Raw genomic sequence first — 19070 nt, 5'->3', positions numbered from 1 at the left:
TCACGGCACCTGCGAGATACGTCACGGTCCGGGACAGAAGTCCCGGACCGTGGTGTGTACTGGGGCTTATGCCTGCGCACGTCTCGATCCACCAGCTCGTGGTGGCGACCCTCCTCGCCCTGGCGACCGCCGCCTGGGTGACCGTCGTGACGGGTGTCCTGCGCCGCCGCCGCTACGAGGCCGCCGCACGGCGCTCCGCCCGATCAGCTCGGGGACCGGGCGCCCTCCCGACCCTTCCCGCGCTCCCGGAGCAGCATCCGCACGCCCCCGAGCGGGAGTCCGTGGAACTGACCCCGGCGGAGCAGGACGCCTTCGCCGGTCTGGTGCGCAGGCTGGACAGGCCGTAGGGCGAGGGCTCGGCGGGCCCGGGCGGCCTCCGCTCAGGCCTGCTGGGCCGCCCGCCGCTCCATGGCGTCGCGGGCCGCGTCCTCCGAGGCATACACCTCGCACATGTGCCGTCCGTCGGGCGTCGCCGTGTGCTCGACCTCCCAGAGGGAGAGCTCCTTGCCGTCGTGCAGCAGGAAGGCGTGCTCGTAGAGCGAGAAGCTGGGCGTGCCCCGGCCGGTCCGGCTCGGCCGTCCGAAGGCCTGGGTGATCTGGTGGGCGTACGCCGTCGACAGCAGCGCCGCCGTCTCCTCGTCCGGCCGGTCCGCGTTCTCCGCGCGGCGCAGCAGCCTGCGCGCGTGGTCCGCCGAGTCGTCCGGGACGTACAGGTGCCGCGGCTCGGGGATCGCCGACAGCTGGGTCAGGACCGGCAGCTCGAAGTCCGGCGTGTCCGGCGGCAGCGGTAGCCGGGACGTGGCGGCGCGCAGCTCCTCCTCGTCCACGTACACCTCGTGCTGGGGCTCGCTGCCGGGCGCGGTGTTGTGCACCAGCTCCCAGAGGGTGACCGCCGAACCGTCGGCGAGCAGCCAGCTGTGCCGATACGTCTCGCGGTGCAGCCCGGCGCTGTGGTGGGCGGAGTGCAGCGAACTGTCGTACGCCAGCGGGCAGTCCAGCTGCCGCAGGCACTCGTCGGGCAGCTCGAAGGAGTTCAGGGCACGGCCGAGAAGCCGCGCGAGGTGCTCCTCTGGAGACTCGGGCGACTCGGCTGGTTCGTACGCTGCCGTCTCGTACGGAACGCTCAAGGCTTCTCCCGGCGTTGCTGCATGTCACCTTGTGGGTGCATACCGTAGCCCCTCGGCCGGACATCATGTCCGGGAACCGAGAAAACGTATGCCCGGAAAACGCGCGGGCCGCGCGGAAAATTCCCGCACGGCCTCAGTTCTGGTCAAAGACCGCCGGTCAGGCGTCACTTGGTTTGCTGCCAGGAGGCCCGGCGTTCACGCCGGGGAGTGTCGCCGCTTCCGGCCTGCCCGGGCGCGGAGCGCCCGTACGGCTTGCCCGGCGGGGCCGGGTGAAGGCGAACGTGTGTGCCTCGGGCCGCTGGTTGGGGTGATCGTGACCGGAGAGAGGCGCAGGTGTGCGGATGTCGCGCGTACGGGCGCTGCTGGAGATGGGCCGCAAGCACGGCCGGGACGTACGCCTGGTGCATCCCGCGCACACCACCATGGACTGCGCACGGTGCGGAGCGAGAACCAAGCACGCACTGCCGCTGTCGGAACGTACCTACACCTGCACCACCTGCAAAGCGGTGTCCCCTCGGGACAAGAACTCCGCGCAGGTGATGCTCGTCCGGGCTGGTCTGGCCCCGGCTGGTGTCGAGGGCACAAGACCTCCTGGAGCGCCGCTCCAGGAGGCAGCCTGAGCCAGGAATCCCCCTCCCTTGAGTAAGGGGAGCAGTCAATTCCCGCGGTCCACTTCCAGCCGGTGAACCTGAAGGGGTTATTGGGGGATTCCGCCCGTTCCTGCTGAAGTCCACTACCTGACAGAACCAGGACAATCGAAGCCGCCCGCGGACCTGGAGCCCCGGAACGGGGCCTCACCGCGCGCCGTACAGCTCCTCGTACGACGGCCACGACCCGCCCGGTCCGGACACCGGCTCGGCGGCGCGTACGGCGCGGGCGATCGCCCGGGTGACCAGGTCCGGGCAGGCCGCGAGGAGGGGGTTGAGTGCGAGCGGGTCCTCGCCGGCGAGCGGGCGGGCCCCCGTGGCCAGGGCGAACACGGTGTCGCCGTCGTTGAGGAGATGGACCGGCCGGACGGCGCGCGCGATGCCGTCGTGGGCGGTGCCGGCCAGCTTCTGCGCCTGCGCCTTCGACAGGTCAGCGTCGGTGGCGACCACCGCGAGCGTGGTGTTGAGCGGCGGCAGCGCGTTGCGTGCGGCGGACTCGGCGATGCGCCGGCGCGCGGCCTCATGGACGTGCGCCTCCGGGTACTCCACCCGCCCCTGGAAGAACTCCCCGTACAGCACCCCCGTTTCCGGATCCACCGCCGACCCGACGGCGTTGACCACCACCAGCGCGGCCACCGTGACCCCCGAGCCGAGCACCGTGCTCGCGGTCCCGATCCCGCCCTTGAGCGCGCCCACGACGGCGCCCGTGCCGGCGCCCACGCACCCCTGGGGCACCGGAGCGCCGGGCGTACTCGCCGCGGCCGCCTCGACCGCCGCCCGCCCCGTGGCCGCGTCCGGCCGGGCGCGGAAGTCCCCGCCCCGACCGAGGTCGAAGACGCAGGCGGCGGGCACCACCGGCACGACGTGCGCCGGGTCCGCCCCGACCCGCACCCCGCGCCCGCGCTCCTCGAGCCAGGCCATCACTCCGGCCGCCGCGTCGAGCCCGTACGCGCTGCCGCCGGTCAGCACCACCGCCTCGACCTTCTGCACCATGTTGCGGGGGTCGAGCGCGTCGGTCTCCTTGGTGCCGGGGCCGCCACCGCGCACGTCCACGGCGGCGACCGCCCCGCCCTCCGGCGCCAGCACGACCGTGGTGCCGGTGAGCCGGCCGTCGCCGATCCTGGTCGCGTGCCCCACCCGGAGTCCCGTGACGTCCGTCAATGCGTCAACTGTCATACGGGCCAGTCTGGCCCGGCCCGGGACACCGGGGGCCCGTACCCTGGAGGTATGAGCAGCGCCCCCGCCCCCGAGCCCCGCGAGCCGAAGCCCCGGCTGGTCTTCGACGACCCGCTGGACCAGCAGTCCTCGGACGACACCGACCGCGGATGGGGCGAGCGGTCGGAACCGGACACCGCCGGCGACCTCAGGCGCTTCCTCGACGAGAAGCCGCCCCACCACCTCTGAACCGCCCGGCCGCCCGCGCGGGCCGCCGCTACCGCTCGCCGCGGCCCGAGACCCGCTGGGCGACCAGCTCGTCGCGGATCTCCTTGAGCACCTCCAGCTCGGTCACCGTGACGACCTCCTTCGTGCCCTCCCGTGCCTTCCTGCGGGCTTCCACCCGGGCCAGGTACCTGGACATCGGCAGGACCATCAGGAAGTACACCACCGCACCGGTGATCACGAAGCTCAGGGTGGCACCGAGGACGGATCCCCACATCAGCCGGATGCCGTGCGTGCCCTCGCACGACGTGCTCAGACACGAGCTGTAGTTGTCCAGGTTCTGCGTGCCGACCGCTCCGACCAGCGGGTTGATTATCCCCTTCACCACCGAGTTGACGATGTTCGTGAAGGCGGCGCCGATGACCACCGCGACTGCCAGATCGACGACGTTGCCGCGCATCAGGAACGTCTTGAAACCCTGCCAGACGCTCGGTTCGTTCTTCTCGATCACCTAGGGGCCTCTCTTCGCATGCACAGGGTGTGGAACAAAGCGCTCCGCAACCTACGGCACGCCCCGGTGCCCCTGTCCACCGCGGTGACCCCGGCCGACGGCTCAGCACAGTGTCACCGCCAGCCGTGCCGTCGCGCTCGCGCCGACGAGCCGTGCCGCGGTGCGACGCGGCACCGCGAGGACCACCAGCGCCCCGCCGTCGGTGGCACCGTCCAGAGCCTGCGGCACTCGCGTGACCCGGGCCCCGCGGGCGACCACGTGGGCGTCACCGCCCGCGGCGGGGTCCTCGGCGGCGATGACGTCGACCCGGTCACCGGGCCGCAGCAGCCGCACGGTGGCCGCGTCCGCGATCCGGACCGGCGCCGTCACCAGGCCGTCCGCGGGACGTCGTGGCACCGGGGCCGCCACCGGATGCCCACGGGCCCGCCCGGCGCGGTCCGGCTCCGGCCCCGTACGCGGTCCCGCCGCCACCAGCGCGGCAGCGGTCACGGCGAGCCCGGCCGCCAGCGCCCGCCGGCGCTGCCGTACCAGCCGCTGCAGCTGATACCGCCCGCCGCGCACCCGCACCGGTGCGAAGTGCGGCACTTCAGACGTGGCGGGGGCGTCGGGGCCGGGCGGATGCGGGAAGGGAAGGGCCCAGGAAGGAGGGGAGGGACGGGAGGGAGAGGAAGGAGTGGAGGGAGGGGACGGCGAAGGGGACACCTGCACGGGGACCACCACCTGTGGCGAGGAGACGAGGAATCGGCCTGCGATGCCACGATGACGCCTCGCGCCGAAACTCGTCGGAGCCGGTGGACGACCGGCGGATTGTGGAAAACCCGCCCACCCGAACGTGCACTTCCGCCACCGCGGCACACATGGCCCCGTCGCCCCGCCACCCCGCCGCCGCTGCACCGGGGCAGCACGGCACTACGGCAGCGCGAACCCCGGATCCATCCCGCCCAGCGCGTTCCCGCACAGGCAGTCCCGGCCCGCGGTGTCGGGCAGTGCCGCCACCGCGTCGAACAGCACGCCCCGCATCCGGTCCACGTTGGCCGCGAACACCCGCAGCACCTCCTCGTGGGAGACGCCCTCGCCGGTCTCCGCGCCCGCGTCGAGGTCGGTGACCAGGGTCAGCGAGGTGTAGCAGAGCTCGAGCTCACGGGCGAGCGCGGCCTCGGGGTGGCCGGTCATGCCGACCACGGACCAGCCCTGCGCCTGGTGCCACAGCGATTCCGCCCGGGTCGAGAAGCGCGGGCCCTCGACCACGACGAGCGTGCCGCCGTCCACGGGCTCCCAGTCCCGGCCGCGGGCCGCCTTCAGCGCGGCGGACCGTCCGGTGGGGCAGTAGGGGTCGGCGAGCGACACGTGCACGACGTTCGGAATGGTGCCGTCCGGCAGCGGCAGCCCGTCGAAGTAGGTGTTCGCCCGGGACTTCGTGCGGTCCACCAGCTGATCCGGGACCAGGAGTGTGCCGGGCCCGTACTCGGGGCGCAGGCCGCCCACCGCACACGGACCGAGGACCTGGCGGACACCGACGGACCGCAGGGCCCAGAGGTTGGCCCGGTAGTTGATGCGGTGCGGCGGCAGATGGTGCCCGCGGCCGTGCCGGGGCAGGAACGCGATCCGCCGGCCGGCGACCTCACCGAGGAAGAGGGAGTCGCTGGGCGCCCCGTAGGGGGTGTCCACCTGAACCTCGGTCACGTCGTCGAGGAACGAGTAGAAGCCGGAGCCGCCGATTACACCGATCTCTGCGTTCGCCATGCGCAGCACATTAGTCGTAACGGCGGACGCCGAAGACCCTGCCGTCCATGACGGCAGGGTCCCGTAAGAGAAAGGTCAGGCGGCCGAGCTGCCGGCGGAGCTCGAGGCCGACGAGCCCGAGCCGGACGACGAGGACGACGACGCCGAGGAGGACGCCGAGGACGACGAGCCGGAAGCGGTCGACGAACCCGACGACTTCGAGGCCGGGCTGCTGCTCGACGAGGAGCCGCGGCTGTCGTTGCGGTAGAAACCGGAGCCCTTGAAGACGATGCCGACCGCGGAGAACACCTTCTTCAGGCGGCCACCGCAGTTGGGGCACTCGGTCAGGGCGTCGTCGGTGAACTTCTGCACCGCCTCGAGGCCCTCGCCGCACTCGGTGCACTGGTACTGGTAGGTCGGCACTGTCTTCCTCCTGGCACTCTCACTCGATGAGTGCTAACGACGATCCATAGTGACGTATTCCTGGGGATCAGTCCACCGTGACCGCCGCGCGGTGACCCACGCCACGTGCGACCGTACGGTTGACGGGCCGGGCGGCCAGCAGTGACCGCAGCGCCACCAGGGTCGCCAGGGCCAGCAGGGTGCCGGCCGCCGGCACCAGGAAACCGGCGCCGTGCCACAGACGGTCCTCCAACTGCCCGGCGGCGGTGACGGCGGCCGCCTGGCCGAGTGCGACCGCGCCGGTCAGCCAGGTGAAGGCCTCGGTGCGGGCCGCCGCCGGGACCAGGCTCTCGACCAGGGTGTAGCCGGTGATCAGGGCGGGTGCGATGCACATGCCGACCAGCAGGCCGAGCCCGGCGAGGAGGAGCACCGAGTGAGCCGTCCACAGGGCGGACGCGGTCAGCGCGAGCGCCGCGTAGCCGACGACCAGGCGGTGCTGCGGGGCGGTCTTCCACGCGATCGCGCCGCAGACGAGGCCGGAGAGCATGTTGCCCGCGGCGAAGGTGCCGTACAGGACGCCGTTCAGGCCCGGCTCGCCGATCGACTCGGTGAACGCGGCGAGCCCGACCTGCATGCCGCCGAAGACGGTCCCGATGCCGAGGAACGTCACGACCAGGACACGCACTCCGGGGACGCGCAGTGCGGAGACGTGCTGCACGCGCGCGTGCCCGGCGTCCGCGCCCACGGCGGGCTGGGTGCTCTTGCTCGCGGCGAACAGCAGACCACCGACCAGCGTCAGCCCCGCCTCGGTGACCAGGCCCGCCGCCGGGGTCACGGTGGTGCACAGGGCGGTCGCCAGCAGCGGGCCGACGACGAAGGTCAGCTCGTCCGTGACGGACTCGAAGGCCGCCGCCGTGGACATCAGAGGCGAGTCCTGCAGCTTCACGCCCCAGCGGGCGCGCACCATCGGCCCGATCTGCGGTACCGAGGCACCGGTCGGAACGGCCGCGGCGAACAGTGCCCACAAGGGCGCGTGGGTCAGGGCGAGCGAGGTCAGGGCCAGGGCCGACAGGGCGTGCACGAGGACCCCGGGGACCAGTACCGCGCGCTGGCCGTAGCGGTCGGCGAGGCGGCCGCTGTAGGGCGCGAACAGCGCCATGGACACACCGGTGGCGGCAGCGGCGGCGCCCGCCGCCCCGTACGAGCCCGTGGTGTGCTGCACGAGGAGCACGATGGAGAGGGTGAGCATCGCGAACGGCTGGCGTGCCGCGAAGCCGGGGAGCAGGAACGTCCAGGCGCCGCGGGTGCGCAGCAACTGCCCGTATCCAGGGCGGGAGGAAGCCGGCGAGGTGTTCGACGGCTCGGTGGTGACCGTGGACTCCACGGCCCGTGCCTTTCTGCCGCCTGGTAGCGCTGCCCCTCATCCCGTCGGGGGGCGCCGAGAGCTGTCCTCTTGCGCGGAACTGCGGTAGATACCGGCACCCGTGATCAGGGTGTCCCGGCCGCCATACGGTCGCGCCAGCTCTGCATCAGGCAGAGTTGGTTCGATCAAGGTTGTATACAGCTTTCGCTGTATACAGTCTTCATCGTACAGGGATCAAGCGGCGCTCGGCTGTGAAGAAGAGCACCCTGCCCCCTCTCACCTGGGATTCGCGCCGTTCATCCCCAGCCAGCCGGCGAGCTTGCCGCCCCTCGCGACCGCGCGCAGGCGCCGTTCCGCAGCGTCGCGGACCGGGTCGGTGGCGACCACGAGCAGTTCGTCCCCGTGCCGCAGCACCGTGGTGGGCAGCGGAACAAACGATTTTCCTTCGCGGACGACGAGGGTGACGGCGGCTCCGGCCGGCATGCGCAACTCGTGCACCTCGACACCGTGCATCCGCGACCCCTCGGGGACCGCCACCGACAACAGGTGACCGCGCAGCCGCTCCAGGGGCGCCGACTCGATGCCGAGGTCGGCGGCCTCGGCGCCGTCGCCGAGCCGCAGCGCGCGTGCCAGCCAGGGCAGCGTCGGGCCCTGGACGAGGGTGTAGACGACCACCAGGACGAAGACGATGTTGAAGATGCGGCGGCTGCCCTCCACGCCGTTCACCATGGGGATGGTCGCCAGGATGATGGGCACCGCGCCGCGCAGCCCGGCCCAGGACATAAGGGCCTGCTCCGGCCAGGGCACCCGGAACGGGGTCAGACTGAGCACCACGCTCAGCGGACGCGCCACCATGGTGAGCACCAGGCCGATGACGAGCGCGGGCACGACGTCGTCGCCCAGCTCGTGCGGGGTGACCAGCAGGCCGAGCAGGACGAACATGCCGATCTGGGCGATCCAGCCGAGCCCCTCGGCGAAGCCGCGCGTGGCCGGCCAGTGCGGCAGCCTGGCGTTGCCCAGGGTCATGGCGGCCAGGTAGACGGCGAGGAAGCCGCTGCCGTGGGCCAGGGCGCCTGCCGCGTAAGCGGTGACGGCGATGGCCATCACGGCGATCGGATAGAGGCCCGAGGCGGGCAGCGCCACGTGCCTGAGGCCCCAGGCGCCGAGCCAGCCCACCGCGAGACCGATGGCCGCGCCGATGGCCAGTTCCAGGGCTATCTCGCCCACCAGCACGTACCAGTGCTCGATCGGGCCGGCCGTGGAGAAGGCGACCACCAGGATGACGACCGGGGCGTCGTTGAAGCCGGACTCCGCCTCCAGCGTGCCCGTCACGCGCGCGGGCAGGGGGATCCGCCGCAGCACGGAGAAGACCGCGGCGGCGTCCGTGGAGGACACCACCGCCCCGATGATGAGCGCCTGCCGCCACTCCAGCCCGACCAGGTAGTGCGCGCCCGCCGCCGTGACGCCGACGCTCACCGCGACCCCCGCCGTCGCGAGGGTGGCGGCGGCCGGCAGGGCCGGTCTGATCTCCTTCCACTTCGTGCCCAGACCGCCCTCGGCGAGGATCACGACCAGGGCCGCGTAGCCGATGACCTGGGTCAGCTGGGCGTTGTTGAAGTGGATGTTCCCGATGCCGTCCTGACCCATGAGGACGCCGATCGCCAGGTACACGAGCAGGCTGGGGAGCCCGCTGCGCGAGGAGATCCGGACCGCCGCGACGGCGACGAGCAGGACGAGGGAGCAGACGAGCAGGAGCTGGTCGAGGTGGTGGACGGACAGCGGCGGTTCCTCCCTTGGGCCCGGAAGGCGGGTTCCCGGCCAGTTTTCCGGTCGACTTCTGCGGTTACTTCGTTAGCTTACCTAATTCTTGACGGTTTCTTGACGATCCACAAGGCAAGATCGAACGTCCGTCCGTGCCTGGACCCGACACCGCGTCAAGAGGCACCGGGCCCTGCGCCTATGGTTGCTCCAGCACTCCAGTACCGCCTGCCGCTCGCGTTAGGACAGCAAGGACAGCGATGCCCCCCAATACCACCGCCTCATCGGGTGACAAGCCCGGCAAGTCCGGCAGGAAGAAGGGGCGCAAAGCCCGTCTTATCGTGCTCGTTCTGGTGTTGGCCATCATCGGAGGCATCGCCTACGGGGCCTACTGGTCCATCAGCACCGTGCGCGCCTCCTTCCCGCAGACCAAGGGATCCATCACACTCGACGGTCTCTCCGGACCCGTCGACGTGAAGCGGGACGGCTACGGCATCCCGCAGATCTACGCCTCGTCCGACGAGGACCTGTTCATGGCGCAGGGCTTCGTCCAGGCGCAGGACCGGTTCTACGAGATGGACGTGCGCCGCCACATGACCTCCGGCCGCCTGTCCGAGATGTTCGGCAAGGGCCAGGTCAAGAACGACGCGTTCCTGCGCACCATGGGCTGGGACCGCGTCGCCGAGCAGGAGTACGCCACCAAGCTGTCGGCCGCAACGAAGAAGTACCTCCAGGCCTACGCCAAGGGGGTCAACGCCTACCTCCAGGGCAAGGACGGCAAGGACATCTCCCTGGAGTACGCGGCCCTGGGCTTCACCAACGACTACAAGCCGCAGAAGTGGACCCCGGTCGACTCGATCTCCTGGCTCAAGGCGATGGCCTGGGACCTGCGCGGCAACATGCAGGACGAGATCGACCGCGCCCTGATGACGAGCCGCCTCGGCCCCCGGCAGATCGCCGACCTGTACCCGGACTATCCGTACAAGCGGAACAAGACGATCGTCCAGGAGGGTCAGTACAACGAGTTCGCCAAGGCGTTCGAGCAGGGCAGCGGGGCGACGGGCAGCGGTACGACGGGCAGCGGTACGACCGGCAGTGGTACGACGGGAACGACCGGCACCACCGGCTCCACCGCGTCCGGCACCTCGTCGGGCACCCCGTCCGGCACCTCGTCCGGTTCGGGCGTCACGAGCCAGCTCGAGGGCCTGTACAACGTCCTCGACGACGTCCCCACGGCCGTCGGCGTGAACGGTCAGGGCATCGGCTCGAACTCCTGGGTGGTCGGCGGGGAGCACACCATCAGCGGCAAGCCGCTGCTCGCCAACGACCCGCACCTTTCGGCCTCGCTGCCCTCCGTCTGGTACCAGATGGGCCTGCACTGCCGGACCGTCTCCAGCAAGTGCCAGTACGACGTCAGCGGCTACACCTTCGCGGGCATGCCCGGCGTGATAATCGGCCACAACGCCGACATCGCGTGGGGGATGACCAACTCCGGGGTCGACGTCACCGACCTCTACCTCGAGAAGCTCAGCGGCGACGGCTACCTGTACGACGGCAAGGTCCGGCCCTTCACGACCCGTGAGGAGACCATCAAGGTCGCCGGCGGCTCGTCCAAGAAGATCGTCGTCCGCCGGACCGAGGACGGCATGCCCCTGCTGTCCGACCGCGACGACGAACTCGTCCAGGTCGGCAAGAAGGCCACCGTCGACACCGCCGCACCCGACCGCGGCGACGGCTACGGCATCGCCCTGAAGTGGACCGCGCTGCAGCCGGGCACCTCCATGGACGCCGTCTTCGCCATGGACCGGGCGGCGAACTGGAACGACTTCCGCTCTGCGGCCGCGCTGTTCGACGTGCCCTCGCAGAACCTGGTCTACGCCGACACCAAGAACCACATCGGCTACACGCTGCCCGGAAAGATCCCCACGCGCGCGAAGGGCGACGACGGCTCCATCCCGGCGCCCGGCTGGAACTCCAAGTACAGGTGGACCGGCTACATCAAGCAGGACGAGCTGCCCTACGAGTTCGACCCGAAGCGCGGCTACATCGTCACCGCCAACCAGGCCGTCGTCGACAAGGACAAGTACCCCTACACGCTCACCACGGACTGGGGCTACGGCACCCGGAGCCAGCGGATCACCGATCTGATCGAGTCGAAGATCAAGGGCGGCGGCAAGATCTCGACCGACGACATGCGCCAGATGCAGATGGACGACAGCAGCGAGATCGCCAAGCTGCTGGTGCCCTACCTGCTGAAGATCAACCTGAAGGACAAGGACGTCCGCGAGGCGCAGAAACTCCTGGAGGGCTGGGACTACACCCAGGACGCCGACTCCGCGGCGGCCGCCTACTTCAACGCGGTCTGGCGCAACATCCTCAAGCTGGCCTTCGGCAACAAGCTGCCCAAGGAACTGCGGGTCGAAGGCCAGTGCCTGTGGGTGGACAAGGCCGACTCGACCGGGCCGGTGGACGACGAGACCAAGGTGCGCGAGTGCGGCGAGCGTGCCGCCGACCAGGCGCAACCGGACGGCGGGGACCGCTGGTTCGAGGTGGTGCGCAGGCTCATCGGCAAGCCGGACAGCGACTGGTGGAAGACGCCCAAGTCGGGCATCCGCGAGGGGGCGACCAACCGGGACAAGCTGTTCGAGTACGCCATGGACGACGCCCGCTGGGAGCTGACCGCCAAGCTCGGCAAGGACATCGACAGCTGGAGCTGGGGCAGGCTGCACCGCCTGTTCCTGAAGAACCAGACCCTGGGCACCGACGGCCCCGGCATCATCAAGTACGTCCTCAACCGCGGCCCGTGGAAGCTCAGCGGCGGCGAGGCGACGGTCGACGCGACCGGCTGGAACGCGGCCGGCGGCTACGGTGTGGTGTGGGTGCCGTCGATGCGGATGGTGGTCAACCTGGGCGACCTCGACAAGTCGAAGTGGATCAACCTCACCGGCGCCTCGGGCCACGCCTACAGCGCCCACTACATCGACCAGACCGGCAAGTGGGTCAAGGGTGAGCTGCTGCCGTGGTCGTTCTCGGACAAGGCGGTCGACGGCAGAACCAGCGACACGCTCGTGCTGAAGCCCTGAGCACAGGGATGAGGCCTTGAGCACCGGGACCGGACAGTGAAACGGCCCTCCACGCACGCGTGGAGGGCCGTTTCTCATACGGCTCGGCCGAAGCGCCGCACCCCCGACGGCGTCACCACCGCGTGCACCGGCCGGTCGTGCGGCTCCTCGGGGACGCGCTCGACGACCTCCCGGTCGTACAGCAGCACCACCAGCGCCGGGTCCGCACCCGAACGTTCCAGCCGTTCCAGGACGCGGTCGTACGACCCCCCGCCCCGCCCCAGCCGCATCCCGCGCGCGTCCACCGCCAGCCCGGGCAGCAGGACGGCGTCGGCGGCCGTCACCGCGTCCGGGCCGAGGCGTTCGCCGACGGGCTCAAGGAGCGCCATCCGCCCGCCGTGCCGGACGCTCACGAGGGAGTCCGGCCCGGTGTACACGCCCCAGTCGAGGTCGTTGTCCGGCAGCAGCACGGGCAGCAGCACGCGCACGTCCCGCGCCCGCAGCGCGTCGAGCAGGGCGAGGGTGCCGGGTTCGCCGCCCACGGAGACGTACGCGGCCACCACGCGCGCGTGCGCCAGTTCCGCCAGCTCCAGGGCGTGCCCGGCCAACGCGGCGGCGGCCTCCCGTACGTCACCGGGCGTCAACCTGCTTCTCACCGTGAGGAGCTCTCGCCGCAACGTTCGCTTGTCAGCCTCGGGCTGGCGTTTCGCGTCGTCCACAAGTGGTTTCCGCGCCTTTCTCATTGCGCTCATATGAGAGTCAACCGGCCGGAGCCACAGTTTTCCCACAAAGGCACCGGATAAGGTTCGGGCATGACTCAGTCGCACCCCAGGATCAGCAAGGCTGTCATCCCCGCAGCAGGCCTCGGCACCCGGTTCCTGCCGGCCACCAAAGCCACTCCCAAGGAGATGCTGCCGGTCGTGGACAAGCCGGCGATCCAGTATGTGGTCGAGGAGGCGGTGTCGGCGGGGCTCGACGACGTCCTCATGATCACCGGACGCAACAAGCGTCCCCTGGAGGACCACTTCGACCGCAACTACGAGCTCGAGTCGGCGCTGGAGAAGAAGGGCGACGGCAAACGGCTCGCCAAGGTCCAGGAGTCCAGCGACCTCGCGACCATGCACTACGTGCGCCAGGGCGACCCCAGGGGCCTCGGCCACGCGGTCCTGTGCGCCGCCCCGCACGTCGGGCACGAGCCCTTCGCCGTCCTGCTCGGCGACGACCTCATCGACCCGCGTGACCCGCTGCTGCAGCGCATGATCGACGTCCAGGAGCGGAACGGCGGCAGCGTGATCGCGCTCATGGAGGTCGCGCCCGAGCAGATCCACCTCTACGGCTGCGCGGCCGTCGAGGCCACCGAGGACGGCGACGTGGTGAAGGTGACCGGCCTGGTGGAGAAGCCGGACGCCGCGGACGCCCCGTCCACCTACGCGGTCATCGGCCGGTACGTCCTCGACCCGCACGTCTTCGACATCCTGCGCAAGACCGAGCCCGGCCGCGGTGGCGAGATCCAGCTCACCGACGCGCTCCAGCAGATGGCCAACGACGAGAAGGCCGGCGGCCCCGTGCACGGCGTCGTCTTCAAGGGCCGCCGCTACGACACCGGCGACCGCGGCGACTATCTGCGTGCCATTGTCAGGCTCGCGTGCGAACGTGAAGACCTGGGCCCGGACTTCCGGACCTGGCTTCGCAGCTTCGTAGCCGAGGAGATGCAGCAGAGTTGAGCAGCCCCGCGACCCGCCCCGCCGCCCCCGACCGCCTGTGGTCGGTGGACGAGCACCTGGAGGACATCCTCGCCACCGTCCGTCCTCTGGAACCCATCGAGCTGCAACTGCTCGACGCCCAGGGCTGTGTCCTGGTCGACGACGTCACGGTGCCGGTCTCGCTGCCGCCGTTCGACAACAGTTCCATGGACGGGTACGCGGTGCGGGTCGCGGACGTCGCGGGCGCGGGCGAGGAGTTCCCGGCCGTCCTGGAGGTCGTCGGGGACGTCGCGGCCGGTGCCGCCGAGCTGACCCCCGTCGGCCCGGGACAGGCCGCCCGGATCATGACCGGCGCCCCGCTGCCGCCCGGCGCCGAGACCGTCGTCCCCGTCGAGTGGACCGACGGCGGGCTCGGCGAGGGCCCGGTCGGCGGGATGCGGGCCCGCAGTCTGGCCCCCGAGGGCGCCCGCGGGCACGTGCGCGTGTACCGCCCGGCCGGGGCACGCGCGCACGTGCGCGCGCAAGGCAGCGACGTGAAGGCCGGCGACCGCGCGCTGGAGGCCGGCACCGTCCTCGGCCCGCCGCAGATCGCGCTGCTCGCCGCGATCGGCCGCGGCACGGTCCGGGTGCGCCCCCGCCCGCGCGTGGTGGTGCTGTCCACCGGCAGCGAACTCGTCCAGCCGGGCGAGTCGCTGGGCAGCGGCCAGATCTACGACTCCAACAGCTTCGCCCTCACCGCGGCCGCCCGGGACGCGGGCGCCATCGCCTACCGGGTGGGCGCCGTCGTGGACGACGCCGAGACCCTCCGGACCACCATCGAGGACCAGCTCGTCCGCGCCGACCTCATGGTCACCACGGGCGGGGTCAGCGTCGGGGCGTACGACGTGGTCAAGGAGGCGCTGCAGCACGTCGGCGACGCCGAGGAGCCGGGCAGCGGGGTGGAGTTCCGCAAGCTCGCCATGCAGCCGGGCAAGCCCCAGGGCTTCGGCTCCATCGGCCCCGACCACACGCCGCTGCTGGCCCTGCCCGGCAACCCGGTGTCGTCGTACGTGTCCTTCGAGCTGTTCGTCCGCCCCGCCATCCGCACCCTGATGGGGCTGGAGGACGTGCACCGGCCCACGACCAGGGCGGTGCTGAAGGCCGGGGAGGCGCTGAGCTCGCCGAAGGGGCGCCGCCAGTTCCTGCGCGGGGCGTACGCCGAGGGCGAGGTGACCCCCGTGGGCGGTGCCGGATCACACCTGATCGCGGCCCTGGCCCAGGCGGACGCGCTGATCGTCGTCCCCGAGGACACGGAGAGCGTGGAGCCCGGCACCGAGGTCGAGGTGGTCCTGCTCGGCTGACCGGGGCCGGCCCACGGTACCGTGTCGCGCACAACAGGCCCGGACCGAAAGCGTCGCACCCACCATGACTGTGCCTTCCCGGGGGGAGACCCCCGGACCCCCTGAGCAGGACCGACTGACGCACATCGACGACGCGGGCGCCGCACGCATGGTCGACGTGTCGGACAAGGACGTGACCGCGCGCACCGCCCGCGCCAGCGGCCGGGTCCTCGTCTCCCCGCGCGTGGTCGAGCTGTTGCGCGGCGAGGGAATGCCCAAGGGCGACGCCCTCGCCACCGCGCGCATCGCGGGGATCATGGGGGCCAAGCGCACCCCGGACCTGATTCCGCTGTGCCACCCGTTGTCGGTGTCGGGTGTGAAACTGGACTTGTCGGTCGCGGACGACGCCGTCGAGATCCGGGCCACCGTGAAGACCACGGACCGCACGGGCGTCGAGATGGAGGCCCTCACCGCCGTGTCGGTCGCCGCCCTCACGGTGATCGACATGGTCAAGGCGGTCGACAAGGGAGCGGTCATCACGGACGTACGGGTGGAGGAGAAGACGGGCGGCAAGTCGGGCGACTGGAGCAGGTCATGACGTACCGGGCCCTCGTGGTCACGGCGTCCAACCGGGCCGCGGCCGGGGTGTACGAGGACAGGGGCGGCCCGCTGGTCGCCGACGGCCTGAAGCGGTTCGGGTTCGACGTCGACGGGCCGCGGGTCGTCCCGGACGGCGATCCGGTGGAGGCCGCCCTGCGCGCCGCGGTGGAGGCGGGGTACGAGGTCGTCGTGACCACCGGCGGCACCGGTGTCTCGCCCACGGACCGCACGCCCGAGGCGACGCGCCGGGTGATCGACCACGAGGTGCCGGGCATCGCGGAGGCGATCCGGGCGTTCGGCCGGGACAAGGTGCCGACGGCGGCGCTGTCGCGGGGCCTGGCGGGAGTGGCGGGCGGCACGCTGATCGTCAACCTGCCGGGGTCCACGGGCGGGGTGAAGGACGGCCTGGCCGTCCTGGAACCCCTCCTGGCGCACGCCGTCGACCAGATCCGGGGCGGCGACCACACCAGACCCGGCACCGGCAGTGGGGGTGCGAGCTGAACAGCCCATCCTGGCCCGCCGTGCTGACGGACGGCGACATCGTCCTCAGGCCGATAAAGCTGCGCGACCAACGGGCGTGGCGCGAGGTGAACCGGCGCAACCGGGAGTGGCTGCGCCCCTGGGAGGCGACGATTCCGCCGCCCACGCCCACCGGTCCGGTCGCACACCGGCCGACCTACCGGCAGATGGTCCGTCATCTCAGGTCGGAGGCGAACGCGGGCCGGATGCTGCCGTTCGTCATCGAGTACCAGGGGCGTCTGGTCGGCCAGTTGACGGTGGCCGGGATCACCTGGGGCTCGATGTGTTCGGGGCACGTGGGCTACTGGGTGGACGAGGCGGTGGCCGGTCGCGGGGTGATGCCGACGGCCGTGGCGCTCGTCGTCGACCACTGTTTCCGCACGGTCGGACTGCACCGTATCGAGGTCTGCATTCGCCCCGAGAACGGGCCCAGTCGCCGGGTCGTGGAGAAACTCGGATTCCGCGAGGAGGGCCTCAGACCCCGTTATCTTCACATCGACGGGGCCTGGCGGGACCACCTGGTCTTCGCGCTGACCGCGGAAGAGGTGCCCGAGGGGCTGCTCGCGCGCTGGCGGCGCGCACGCTCGCGGAACGCCTCCAATTGAATAGGCCCGCTGTAAGAGCGGCGATGTAATCGAATAATCGTTCGAAATTGATCAGTTGATCGCAACGGGCGCAAAAAAAGCTGGAAATATCAGCCAGATCGTGCGACACACCGGCCGAATTGGCAGATGGCCTCATGCAAACCCCTCTACCGTGTGAGCGTGAGCAGCAGCGGCCTCATCTACGCAGTCATCGTCGGGGCCTGGGCCGCCTACTTGGTGCCCATGTGGCTCCGTAGGCAGGACGAGCTGAATGAGGCCCGTCCGACGGAACGCTTCAGCACTGCCATCCGGCTGCTGTCCGGACGGGCGGGGATGGAGCGTCGGTACGCCAGGGACCTGCGGGCGCGCTCCGCCCAAGAGGGGGAGCGTGACGTCGACGCACCGGACGCCGTCACCGACTCGGTGGACGTCCGGGCCTTCGCCGTGCCCCCGACCCGCCGGGAGGTGCGGGCGGAGACCGGCCCGGAGACTCCGGAACACGCGGAACCGACGCGCGACCGGAAGGGCGGCACACCCGCACCCGAGTCCACCGCGGACCCCACGGCCACGCCCAAGCGGGTGCCGGCCGCACGGCGTGCCCCCTCCAAGGAGGCCGCCGCGGCGCGCGCCAGGCGCACGAAGGTACTCGCACGGCGCCGGCGTACCACCGTGTTGCTCTTCGTGGCCTTCACCTGCGGCGCGGTCGTCGCCGCCGTCGGCGGACTCGCCTTCCTGTGGGCCCCCGCCGTGCCCGCCGCCATGCTCAGCGCGTACATCGTCTACCTGCGGGCCCAGGAGCGCCGCCGCTTCGCCTACCAGATGGACCGGCGGCAGGCCGAGGCCGCGGCGCAGCGGCTGCGTGAGCGCCAGCCCCGCCGTCGCTCGCCCCTGGAAGCGGGTGTGGGCGCCCCCGAGCCGGACGAGGCCCCCGAGTCGGAGACCGACCCCGGGGAGTCCGCGCTCGCCGCCGACCGCCGCGCCCTCGTCGAGCAGACCGACCACGCCGAGTGGGTCGACCAGCAGCGCGAGCGCCGCCGCCGGCCCGGGCACGGGGACAGCTGGGACCCGGTGCCGGTACCGCTGCCGACCTACGTGACCGCGCCGGTCGCGCCCCGGGCCACGTCCGACGTGGACCTCACGGCGCCCGACACCTGGAGCTCCGCCCGGTCCGGCCCGGCGACCCCGGAGCACGAGGCGCAGGCCGCCGCGCACGAGCCGGAGCCGGGCGAGCCGGAGGCCACCGCCGAGGACAGGCCGACCGACGACGGCCGCACCGACGCCCGCCGCGCCGCCTCCGCCCGCCGCGCCCGCGAGCGCGGACGCACCCCGCTCTTCGACCAGTACGAGGACGGCGACCGCCCACGCGCGGCCAACGAGTGAAGCCCGGCCCTGACCAGTCAGGGAACGGATTTCCAAGCACCCCGACGGGGATGCTAGAGTTTCACTCGTTGCAAGGGCCTGTGGCGCAGTCCGGTAGCGCACCTCGTTCGCATCGAGGGGGCCAGGGGTTCAAATCCCCTCAGGTCCACGCATCACCTTCCTTGGGTTAGCTCGAGGGCGGTTGACAAGACCCCGCCGATCTTCTTGATCGGTCGGGGTCTTTGTCGTTTCTGAGGCTTGGTCATGCCATCAGGCCGAGGGCTTCTGGTGCCGGCGGTTCGGGGGGCGGAGGAGACCTCGACGCTGTGCTGCCAGGCGATGCCGACGACTGCCTGTGCCCTGCACCGACACCGGGGAGTAGCCCCCGGGGCAGGATTGGCGGCCGATGTCCTCGGCCGCCAACCACATCCTCCAGCGCGGGGAATCACCGTCCGGCGCGTCCCTCACCGCAGCGCTTTCGCGAAGCAGCGGCTGTCCTCGTGGTGGCGGTAGTAGCCGAACTTGGCGCACGGTTCGTAGCCGCTGGAGGTGTACAGGGCGATGGCCTCCGGCTGCTTGGTGCCGGTTTCCAGGACCATGCGGAGGCGGCCGGCCTCGCGGGCGTCGTCCTCCAGGGCGGCCAGCATGCGGCGGGCGAGGCCCCGGCCGCGCAGCTCCTCGATCACGTACATGCGCTTGAGCTCGGCGTCGCCGTCCTCGTTGCCCTCGTCGTTGGCGTCCTGGCTGCGCCAGCCGCCGGTGGCCACGGGCCGGTCGCTCTCGTCGTAGGCGATCAGGTACACGCCTCTCGGCGGCCGGAAGTCCGACGCGTCGAGGACCGTGGCGTCACCGCCGTCGCCGTAACGCAGGTGGTACTCGGCCTGGACCTCGTCGTTGAGCTTCACGGCGTCGGGGTGGTCGAAGGGGACGCGACGTATATTCATGCTGGGCATCGTACAATCATGCATAGTTGCGGACTGGTGGAACAGGGCCCGTCCAGTGTGCCGGTATCGT

General features: G+C 71.3%; 19 protein-coding genes, 1 tRNA gene and 1 pseudogene. 11 read left to right on the top strand and 10 right to left on the bottom strand.

The window, feature by feature from the left end; translation table 11 throughout:
- Nucleotides 1–68: 68 nt before the first annotated feature.
- Nucleotides 69–347 carry a hypothetical protein gene (locus tag ACFY0F_RS32655; protein ID WP_388802453.1) on the top strand — a complete coding sequence of 93 codons (279 nt, stop codon included), beginning with the start codon at nucleotides 69–71 and terminating at the stop codon, nucleotides 345–347.
- 33 nt (nucleotides 348–380) lie between these two features.
- Here ACFY0F_RS32655 and ACFY0F_RS32650 read toward each other — a convergent pair whose 3' ends face one another.
- On the bottom strand, nucleotides 381–1127 hold the full coding sequence (locus tag ACFY0F_RS32650) for a DUF6227 family protein (RefSeq protein WP_388802450.1): 747 nt from the start codon (nucleotides 1125–1127) through the stop codon (nucleotides 381–383).
- A 356-nt stretch (nucleotides 1128–1483) separates the two neighbouring features.
- Between ACFY0F_RS32650 and ACFY0F_RS32645 the strand changes: the two are divergent.
- Nucleotides 1484–1747 (top strand): annotated as a pseudogene (locus ACFY0F_RS32645) (zinc ribbon domain-containing protein); the annotation flags it as partial.
- 174 nt (nucleotides 1748–1921) lie between these two features.
- Here the strand turns inward: ACFY0F_RS32645 and ACFY0F_RS32640 are convergent.
- The gene (locus ACFY0F_RS32640; RefSeq protein ID WP_388802447.1) at nucleotides 1922–2950 is read right to left on the bottom strand and encodes a P1 family peptidase; all 1029 of its coding nucleotides are present in this window, start codon (nucleotides 2948–2950) and stop codon (nucleotides 1922–1924) included.
- A 51-nt stretch (nucleotides 2951–3001) separates the two neighbouring features.
- Between ACFY0F_RS32640 and ACFY0F_RS32635 the strand changes: the two genes are divergently transcribed.
- Nucleotides 3002–3178 carry a hypothetical protein gene (locus ACFY0F_RS32635; RefSeq protein ID WP_388802444.1) on the top strand — a complete coding sequence of 59 codons (177 nt, stop codon included), beginning with the start codon at nucleotides 3002–3004 and terminating at the stop codon, nucleotides 3176–3178.
- A 28-nt stretch (nucleotides 3179–3206) separates the two neighbouring features.
- On the opposite strand, the gene mscL is transcribed toward ACFY0F_RS32635, so the two are convergent.
- The 6 genes from mscL to ACFY0F_RS32605 all read right to left on the bottom strand — a co-directional run bounded on the left by mscL (nucleotide 3207) and on the right by ACFY0F_RS32605 (nucleotide 8931).
- Entirely contained in the window at nucleotides 3207–3665 is a 459-nt protein-coding gene (gene mscL, locus ACFY0F_RS32630) for a large conductance mechanosensitive channel protein MscL (protein WP_388802441.1), read from the bottom strand.
- A 102-nt stretch (nucleotides 3666–3767) separates the two neighbouring features.
- Complete coding sequence (locus tag ACFY0F_RS32625) at nucleotides 3768–4250, bottom strand: hypothetical protein (protein WP_388802438.1); 483 nt, start codon at nucleotides 4248–4250, stop codon at nucleotides 3768–3770.
- Between the two features lie 324 nt (nucleotides 4251–4574).
- Nucleotides 4575–5408: an S-methyl-5'-thioadenosine phosphorylase gene (locus ACFY0F_RS32620; RefSeq protein WP_388802435.1), complete on the bottom strand. Its 834-nt coding sequence runs from the start codon at nucleotides 5406–5408 to the stop codon at nucleotides 4575–4577.
- A gap of 75 nt (nucleotides 5409–5483) precedes the next feature.
- Nucleotides 5484–5810 (bottom strand): FmdB family zinc ribbon protein, encoded by a 327-nt coding sequence (locus tag ACFY0F_RS32615; RefSeq protein WP_388802432.1) that lies wholly within the window; start codon nucleotides 5808–5810, stop codon nucleotides 5484–5486.
- Nucleotides 5811–5877: 67 nt separating this feature from the next.
- Complete coding sequence (locus ACFY0F_RS32610; RefSeq protein ID WP_388802429.1) at nucleotides 5878–7173, bottom strand: MFS transporter; 1296 nt, start codon at nucleotides 7171–7173, stop codon at nucleotides 5878–5880.
- A 255-nt stretch (nucleotides 7174–7428) separates the two neighbouring features.
- Nucleotides 7429–8931: a potassium/proton antiporter gene (locus ACFY0F_RS32605; protein ID WP_388802678.1), complete on the bottom strand. Its 1503-nt coding sequence runs from the start codon at nucleotides 8929–8931 to the stop codon at nucleotides 7429–7431.
- 239 nt (nucleotides 8932–9170) lie between these two features.
- On the opposite strand from ACFY0F_RS32605, the gene ACFY0F_RS32600 reads away from it, so the two are divergent.
- Nucleotides 9171–11993, top strand: a complete 2823-nt coding sequence (locus ACFY0F_RS32600) for a penicillin acylase family protein (RefSeq protein ID WP_388802426.1) — start codon at nucleotides 9171–9173, stop codon at nucleotides 11991–11993.
- A gap of 74 nt (nucleotides 11994–12067) precedes the next feature.
- Here the strand turns inward: ACFY0F_RS32600 and ACFY0F_RS32595 are convergent, their stop codons facing one another.
- Complete coding sequence (locus ACFY0F_RS32595; RefSeq protein WP_388802423.1) at nucleotides 12068–12715, bottom strand: 5-formyltetrahydrofolate cyclo-ligase; 648 nt, start codon at nucleotides 12713–12715, stop codon at nucleotides 12068–12070.
- A gap of 69 nt (nucleotides 12716–12784) precedes the next feature.
- On the opposite strand from ACFY0F_RS32595, the gene galU reads away from it, so the two are divergent.
- From galU to ACFY0F_RS32560, 7 genes are all read left to right on the top strand, one after another.
- The gene (galU, locus tag ACFY0F_RS32590) at nucleotides 12785–13696 is read left to right on the top strand and encodes a UTP--glucose-1-phosphate uridylyltransferase GalU (RefSeq protein ID WP_388802421.1); all 912 of its coding nucleotides are present in this window, start codon (nucleotides 12785–12787) and stop codon (nucleotides 13694–13696) included.
- Complete coding sequence (glp, locus tag ACFY0F_RS32585; RefSeq protein WP_388802418.1) at nucleotides 13693–15015, top strand: gephyrin-like molybdotransferase Glp; 1323 nt, start codon at nucleotides 13693–13695, stop codon at nucleotides 15013–15015. Before galU ends, glp begins: the two co-directional genes overlap by 4 nt.
- A 64-nt stretch (nucleotides 15016–15079) precedes the next feature.
- Nucleotides 15080–15592: a cyclic pyranopterin monophosphate synthase MoaC gene (gene moaC / locus ACFY0F_RS32580; RefSeq protein ID WP_388802415.1), complete on the top strand. Its 513-nt coding sequence runs from the start codon at nucleotides 15080–15082 to the stop codon at nucleotides 15590–15592.
- Nucleotides 15589–16095, top strand: a complete 507-nt coding sequence (locus tag ACFY0F_RS32575) for a molybdenum cofactor biosynthesis protein B (RefSeq protein WP_388802412.1) — start codon at nucleotides 15589–15591, stop codon at nucleotides 16093–16095. Before moaC ends, ACFY0F_RS32575 begins: the two co-directional genes overlap by 4 nt.
- A gap of 20 nt (nucleotides 16096–16115) precedes the next feature.
- Nucleotides 16116–16718, top strand: coding sequence for a GNAT family N-acetyltransferase (locus ACFY0F_RS32570; RefSeq protein ID WP_388802409.1), 603 nt, complete (start codon nucleotides 16116–16118; stop codon nucleotides 16716–16718).
- 159 nt (nucleotides 16719–16877) lie between these two features.
- Nucleotides 16878–18077 (top strand): gephyrin-like molybdotransferase receptor GlpR, encoded by a 1200-nt coding sequence (gene glpR, locus ACFY0F_RS32565; RefSeq protein WP_388802405.1) that lies wholly within the window; start codon nucleotides 16878–16880, stop codon nucleotides 18075–18077.
- 74 nt (nucleotides 18078–18151) lie between these two features.
- A tRNA-Ala gene (locus ACFY0F_RS32560) sits at nucleotides 18152–18225 on the top strand.
- Between the two features lie 295 nt (nucleotides 18226–18520).
- Here ACFY0F_RS32560 and ACFY0F_RS32555 read toward each other — a convergent pair.
- Nucleotides 18521–19000, bottom strand: a complete 480-nt coding sequence (locus tag ACFY0F_RS32555; protein WP_388802402.1) for a GNAT family N-acetyltransferase — start codon at nucleotides 18998–19000, stop codon at nucleotides 18521–18523.
- Between the last annotated feature and the right edge of the window lie 70 nt (nucleotides 19001–19070).

Origin of the sequence: Streptomyces sp. NPDC001544, assembly GCF_042894285.1 — a bacterium.
Classification (GTDB): Bacteria; Actinomycetota; Actinomycetes; order Streptomycetales; family Streptomycetaceae; genus Streptomyces.
The sequence above is the reverse complement of the archived record's forward strand: the minus strand, read 5'-3'. Positions and strand labels throughout refer to the sequence as shown.